This is a genomic window from Streptococcus sp. oral taxon 071 str. 73H25AP, from assembly GCF_000146755.1.
Taxonomy (GTDB): Bacteria; Bacillota; Bacilli; order Lactobacillales; family Streptococcaceae; genus Streptococcus; species Streptococcus oralis_T.
In genome coordinates this window covers 218777-225019 of sequence record NZ_GL397254.1, presented here as the reverse complement: position 1 = coordinate 225019, position 6243 = coordinate 218777, and the positions used below count along the sequence as shown (strand labels likewise).

Below are 6243 nucleotides of genomic sequence, written 5' to 3'. Positions count from 1 at the left end.
TTGATACCAGCGTGGAATAATCTCTTCTGCTGTTCCCGCTTCGTAATGGGTATTGTCAAATCCCATTTTTTTAGCATTTCGCTTAGCATCTTCAATGGCTTCTGGAATAATATCCATTCCTCTGAGACTCTTGACCTTTTTTGCGAAGGCAAATCCGATCGTACCAACACCACAATACGCATCAATCAGATGGTCTTCTTTGCTGACATCCAGAGCCTTAACTGCTTCACTATAGAGAATTTCTGTCTGTTCAGGATTAAGCTGATAAAAAGCTCGAGGGGAGAGTGAAAACTCATAGTCGAGTACTCCTTCCCGAATACTCTCTTGGCCCCAGATAATTTCCGTCTTTTCACCATAGATTTCACTTGTTTTTGCTGTATTTGTATTGACAGCAACCGTGACAACTTCTGGAAAATCATTAACTAGGTCTTTGACTAGTTGATTCAAATTAAGCTGGCGATTCGTGACGATGATAATCTGAACTTGACCCGTTTTTCTCGCTCGGCGTACCATGATGGTGCGAACACCTAGCGTTTTTCTCTCATCGGTGATGGGAATTTGATGATAAGTGAGAAGCTCAGCTAGGCGATTCGCAATCACTTGGGTTTCCTTATCTTGTACCAAACAGTCTTTCAATTCTACAAGATAATGAGAGTTTTGCGCATACAAACCTGCCTTGACCTGATTTTTAAATTTCCGAGTTTGAAATTGCAACTTAGCACGGTAGTACTTCGGTTCCTGCATTCCAATAGTTGGACGAATTTCATAGTTTTCATATCCTGCAGGGGCAAATTTTTTCAGGGCTTGATGGAGCAAATCCGTTTTGAACTCTAACTGTTTATCGTAGTGGAGGTGCATGATTTGGCAACCACCACATTCATTATAAATCGTACATGCAGGTACGACTCGAAATTTAGACTTCTTATTAACCTTTAGCAATTTGGCTTCAACAAAGTTACGTTTAATAGAAGTAATCTGACAATAGATATCTTCTCCCTTGAGGGCACCTGGCACAAAAACGAGGGTTTTCTGGTAAAAACCGATTCCCTCACCATTGATACCCATACGCTTAATTTTTAAAGGTATTTTTTGTTTGACTTTCAGATTCATACCCCTATCTTATCACATTTTAGGGTATAATAGAACTATGAAAATCACAAAACTTGAAAAGAAAAAACGCCTCTACTTGATGGAGTTAGATGGACAGCAAACCTCTTATATCACGGAGGATACCATTGTCCGTTTTATGTTGTCTAAAGATAAGGTGGTTAGCACTGAAGAATTGACCGAGATTCAGGGCTTTGCTCAGTTTTCTTATGGTAAGAATCTCGCCCTCTACCATCTATCATTTAAAGCTCGAACCGAAAAGGAAGTTCGTGAGTATCTGAAAAAGTATGATCTTGATGAAAAAATCACAAGTCAAGTTATCGCTAACCTTAAAGAGGATAACTGGATTAATGATCGTCAGTATGCCTACTCTATCATCAATGCCAATCAACTTTCTGGAGATAAGGGACCTTATGTGCTAGCTCAAAAACTGTCTCAAAAAGGAATTGACAAATCAACCATCGAAGATGTTCTAAAGGATTTTGATTTTTCGGAGGCTGCTCAACGTGTGGCGGAGAAACTTCTAAAAAAATACACGGGAAAGCTTCCCGCTCGTGCCTTGCAGGATAAGATTATTCAAAACTTGACGAACAAAGGCTTCTCCTATTCTGATGCTAAAAGTGCCTTTGATAACTTGGACAGTCAAGTCGACCAAGAAACGACTCAAGAGCTCATTTTTAAAGAACTGGATAAACAATATGCTAAATATGCTCGTAAATATGAAGGTTACGAACTAAAGCAACGTTTGACCCAAGTTTTAGCTAGAAAAGGCTATGATTTTTCGGATATAGCGAGCGCTCTCAGAGAATATCTTTAACATTTTCAGGTAAAATTCAAAAAAATTAGACCAATTTATGATATAATAGTAAACGATAAACTTATAAATTGTAGAAAGTTGGTTAGTTATGAAACTTCCAAAAGAAGGCGACTTTATTACAATTCAAAGTTATAAGCATGATGGGAGTCTTCACCGTACTTGGCGGGACACCATGGTACTAAAAACAACAGAGAACGCTATTATTGGCGTCAACGACCACACACTTGTTACCGAAAGTGACGGTCGTCGTTGGGTGACTCGAGAACCGGCTATTGTTTACTTTCACAAAAAATATTGGTTTAATATCATTGCTATGATTCGTGATAATGGGATTTCCTACTATTGCAATATGGCGAGTCCTTACTATCTAGATGAGGAAGCCCTGAAATACATTGATTATGATTTGGATGTCAAGGTTTTCACTGATGGTGAAAAGCGTCTCTTGGACGTTGAAGAGTATGAGCGCCATAAACGCAAAATGAAGTATTCTGATGATTTAGACTATATTTTGAAAGAGCATGTTAAAATCCTTGTTGATTGGATCAACAATGGACGCGGTCCTTTCTCAGAGGTCTATGTCAACATTTGGTACAAACGCTACATAGAACTAAAGAATCGGTAAAGTTGTCAAGCCGGGGTGAGAGCCCTGGTTTTTTATTTGAAAAACCCAGCCTGGAAGCTGGGTTAATTGCTATATATCTAATTTAGTGACAGTAAACTTAATATGGGAATAATCTTTTTCAACATCCTTATCTAACAAGAAAGCCGTGGCATCCTTCTTAACCTGAACAAGGTCTATGTTCTGGGCTTGAGCTGCATAGACGCATCCACAATAACATTGACGATAGATATCATACTCCTCGCACATCTCCACCGATCGTTTGTAGCCTTGATTTTTCTTGAAATCACTTGGAAGATAGTGGGTCGTATAAATCTTTTGCACATCGATCCCGATGCTGTTGATGGTTTGAGAATTCTTATGGGGACTAATGGTCAAGGCTGAACCAAAGTAGTCAAAGCCCAAGTCCATGGCTACTTGCGCTGTTTTATCCAGACGGTAGTCAAAGCACACCTTGCAACGGTCGCCACCTTCAGGTTCTTCTTCCAGTCCTCTGACTAACTTCCGGTATTCATTAGGTTCATATGGGACTTCTATATACTGGACCGTATTTCCTGTTCGCTCATTGAAATCACTGACAAATTTCTTGGTGACGTAAGCCCGCTTGTGGTATTCTGCCTTGGGATGAATGTTAGAATTGGCAAAATAGATGGTCACATCAGCGTATTTGGTCAGGTACTCTAGGGTGTAGGTACTACAAGGAGCACAGCAAACATGCATGAGAATAGTGGGACGTTGCTCATTTTTCTCCCAAACCTGAACCATTCTCTGCATAACACGGTCATAATTAATCTTCTGATTGGGATTCATCTTGCTCAGGATTTCTTCTACATCGATCATGTTCTTCTCCTTTTTCTAGTCTTATTTTATCATATAAGTTAGGAGAGCTCAAATCTATTTAGAATAGAAAACCTTAAAAGGAGGGAATGTTCTTCCCTCCTTTTGTGTTTCTTATGAATTGCTTCGTATCGAAAGCTTACATCATCCCGCCCATCATGCTTGGATCCATGGCTGGAGCTGGGGCGACTGGTTCTGGTTTATTAGCTACGACTGCTTCTGTTGTCAATATCAAGCTGGCTACAGATGCTGCATTTTGTAGGGCTGAACGACTTACTTTAACTGGGTCGATGATCCCTTCTTCAATCATATTAACCCACTCACCAGTTGCTGCATTGAAGCCTGTACCAACTTCAGCATTCTTCAAGCGGTCAATAACAATAGACCCTTCGAATCCCGCATTGTGGGCGATTTGACGAACAGGTTCTTCCAAGGCACGGAGAACAATATTGCGTCCTGTGGCTTCGTCTCCTGTCAATTCCAAATCAGCTACGGCAGGGATAACATTTACAAGGGCTGTTCCACCACCTGCAACGATTCCTTCTTCAACAGCTGCACGAGTAGCGTTGAGGGCATCTTCAATGCGGAGTTTCATTTCTTTCAACTCAGTTTCAGTTGCTGCACCGACCTTGATAACAGCGACACCACCTGATAATTTCGCCAAGCGTTCTTGGAGTTTTTCACGGTCGAATTCTGAAGTTGTGGTTTCAATTTGTGACTTGATAACCGCAATACGGTGAGAAATCGCTTCAGGATTTCCAGCACCTTCTACGATAACCGTGCTATCTTTGTCCACAGTCACTCTCGCTGCTTGACCTAGCGCCTCAATAGTAGCGTCTTTCAACTCAAGACCAAGATCCTCTGTGATGACTGTTCCTCCTGTCAAGATGGCGATATCTTCAAGCATGGCTTTGCGACGGTCACCGAAACCAGGGGCTTTGACAGCAACGACGTTGAAGGTTCCACGAATCTTGTTCAATACAAGAGTCGGAAGAGCTTCGCCATCCACATCATCTGCAATAATCAAGAGTGGACGATTGCTTTGGAGAATGCTTTCTAGAAGAGGCAAGATTTCTTGGATATTGGAAATCTTCTTGTCGGTAATCAAGATGTATGGATTTTCAAGGTCAGCCACCATCTTTTCGCTATCTGTCACCATGTACTGTGAAAGGTAACCGCGGTCAAACTGCATTCCTTCTACGACTTCAAGCTCTGTTTCCATACCACGTGACTCTTCAATAGTGATGACTCCATCTTTGCCCACTTTTTCCATGGCTTCAGAGATGTATTCGCCGACTTTTTCAGAACGAGAAGATACAGCGGCAACCTGAGCGATGGCTTCTTTATTGGCAACTGGAATAGCATTATTCTTCAAGGCTTCAACGGCTGCAGCGACCGCAGCTTCAATCCCCCGACGAATACCGATTGGATTAGCACCTGCTGTGACGTTTTTGATTCCTTCGCGGACGATAGCTTGAGTCAAAACAGTTGCAGTTGTCGTTCCGTCACCTGCGATATCGTTGGTTTTAGAAGCTACTTCTGATACCAACTTGGCACCCATATTTTCAAAATGGTCTTCTAGTTCAATTTCTTTGGCAATAGTAACACCGTCATTGGTAATCAATGGTGAGCCAAATGATTTTTCAAGAACGACATTACGACCCTTTGGTCCTAAGGTTACTTTAACTGTGTCCGCTAGGATATCGACACCACGGACCATCGCTGAACGAGCATCAGATGAAAATTTAATTTCTTTTGACATACTTACTTTCTCCTTCTATTCTTCAATGATTGCCAAGATGTTGGCTTCGCCTACGATAATGTACTTTTCATCGCCATCTTTGACATCAATACCTGCATGAGCTTCAACTAAGACACGGTCCCCAGGCTTAACGCTTGGAGCAACCAAGTCACCGTTCAAGGTACGAACACCTTGTCCAGTAGCTACAACTTGGGCTGTTTTTGTTTTTTCTTGGGCTGAGCCTGCAAGGACAAAGCCTCCAACAGTTTGTTCTTTTTCTTCGATTTTCAAGACCACACGGTCTCCTAATGGTTTCAACATCTGCTTTCCTCCATGATAAACTACATATTATTAGCACTCTTTATGACTGAGTGCTAATTTATAGTTCTATTGTATCACTTGGTCAGAAATAGTCAAGAAAAAAGTCTGACTTTCTCAATATAAAAAAGCCTGAGACCAACTCAGACTTTTCAATGTTTATACTCAATGAAAATCAAAGATCAAACTAGGAAGCTAGCCACAGGTTGCTCAAAGCACTGCTTTGAGGTTGTAGATAGAACTGACGAAGTCAGCTCAAAACATGGTTTTGAGGTTGTAGATAAGATTGACGAAGTCAGCTACCTATACCTACAGCAAGGTGAAGCTGACGTGGTTTGAAGAGATTTTCGAAGAGTATTAAAATGGCAATTCTTCCTCTTCCAAGACCAAATCTGCCAAATCCTGTCCTGCATTATTTTCACGCATGGCACGTTGGGCACGGCTTTCCAAGAGTTGGAATCCTGTGACAAGGACTTCGGTCACATAATTCATCTGGCCATTTTTCTCAAAACGACGGGTACGCAATTCCCCATCAACGGAAATGAGGCTTCCTTTGGTCGCGTAACTTGCCAAGGTTTCAGCCAATTTTCCCCAAAGAACCAAATTGACAAAATCAGCTTCACGTTCCCCATTTTGGTCTTTGTAACGACGGTTCACAGCAATAGTTGCTCGAGCTACTGACTTGTCATTGTTGGTTTTGTGCAATTCTGGTGTAGACGTCAAGCGCCCAATAAGAATAACTTTATTATACATATTTTCTTCCTCCTACTTATCTATTCGCAAGGAATCAAAAAAAGTTACAGA

General features: G+C 41.3%; 8 protein-coding genes. 3 read left to right on the top strand and 5 right to left on the bottom strand.

What is annotated here, in order from left to right; translation table 11 throughout:
- Positions 1-1110: 23S rRNA (uracil(1939)-C(5))-methyltransferase RlmD (gene rlmD / locus HMPREF9189_RS03385; protein WP_001050269.1), on the bottom strand; the 1110-nt coding region annotated here is incomplete at its 3' end.
- Between the two features lie 37 nt (positions 1111-1147).
- On the opposite strand from rlmD, the gene recX reads away from it, so the two are divergent.
- On the top strand, positions 1148-1924 hold the full coding sequence (gene recX, locus HMPREF9189_RS03380) for a recombination regulator RecX (RefSeq protein ID WP_000705067.1): 777 nt from the start codon (positions 1148-1150) through the stop codon (positions 1922-1924).
- Positions 1925-2012: 88 nt separating this feature from the next.
- Entirely contained in the window at positions 2013-2546 is a 534-nt protein-coding gene (locus tag HMPREF9189_RS03375; protein ID WP_000775319.1) for a DUF402 domain-containing protein, read from the top strand.
- Positions 2547-2615: 69 nt separating this feature from the next.
- Here HMPREF9189_RS03375 and HMPREF9189_RS03370 read toward each other — a convergent pair whose 3' ends face one another.
- The 3 genes from HMPREF9189_RS03370 to groES all read right to left on the bottom strand — a co-directional run bounded on the left by HMPREF9189_RS03370 (position 2616) and on the right by groES (position 5442).
- Positions 2616-3383, bottom strand: a complete 768-nt coding sequence (locus tag HMPREF9189_RS03370; protein WP_000567579.1) for an epoxyqueuosine reductase QueH — start codon at positions 3381-3383, stop codon at positions 2616-2618.
- Positions 3384-3519: 136 nt separating this feature from the next.
- Positions 3520-5142 carry a chaperonin GroEL gene (groL, locus tag HMPREF9189_RS03365; RefSeq protein WP_000031551.1) on the bottom strand — a complete coding sequence of 541 codons (1623 nt, stop codon included), beginning with the start codon at positions 5140-5142 and terminating at the stop codon, positions 3520-3522.
- A 15-nt stretch (positions 5143-5157) separates the two neighbouring features.
- A complete protein-coding gene (gene groES / locus HMPREF9189_RS03360; RefSeq protein WP_000917326.1) occupies positions 5158-5442 on the bottom strand; it encodes a co-chaperone GroES in 285 nt (94 codons plus the stop codon).
- 165 nt (positions 5443-5607) lie between these two features.
- Here groES and HMPREF9189_RS12480 point away from each other — a divergent pair, with 165 nt between their 5' ends.
- Positions 5608-5778: a hypothetical protein gene (locus HMPREF9189_RS12480; protein WP_000692806.1), complete on the top strand. Its 171-nt coding sequence runs from the start codon at positions 5608-5610 to the stop codon at positions 5776-5778.
- An 18-nt stretch (positions 5779-5796) separates the two neighbouring features.
- Here HMPREF9189_RS12480 and HMPREF9189_RS03350 read toward each other — a convergent pair whose 3' ends face one another.
- Entirely contained in the window at positions 5797-6192 is a 396-nt protein-coding gene (locus tag HMPREF9189_RS03350) for a single-stranded DNA-binding protein (protein ID WP_000282437.1), read from the bottom strand.
- Between the last annotated feature and the right edge of the window lie 51 nt (positions 6193-6243).

Bases quoted from the DNA above. Each gene is read 5' to 3' on its own strand.
- HMPREF9189_RS03375 (WP_000775319.1), top strand. From the start codon at position 2,013: ATGAAACTTCCAAAAGAAGGCGACTTTATTACAATTCAAAGTTATAAG.
- groL (WP_000031551.1), bottom strand. From the start codon at position 5,142: ATGTCAAAAGAAATTAAATTTTCATCTGATGCTCGTTCAGCGATGGTC.
- HMPREF9189_RS03350 (WP_000282437.1), bottom strand. From the start codon at position 6,192: ATGTATAATAAAGTTATTCTTATTGGGCGCTTGACGTCTACACCAGAA.
- groES (WP_000917326.1), bottom strand. From the start codon at position 5,442: ATGTTGAAACCATTAGGAGACCGTGTGGTCTTGAAAATCGAAGAAAAA.
- HMPREF9189_RS03370 (WP_000567579.1), bottom strand. From the start codon at position 3,383: ATGATCGATGTAGAAGAAATCCTGAGCAAGATGAATCCCAATCAGAAG.
- recX (WP_000705067.1), top strand. From the start codon at position 1,148: ATGAAAATCACAAAACTTGAAAAGAAAAAACGCCTCTACTTGATGGAG.
- HMPREF9189_RS12480 (WP_000692806.1), top strand. From the start codon at position 5,608: ATGAAAATCAAAGATCAAACTAGGAAGCTAGCCACAGGTTGCTCAAAG.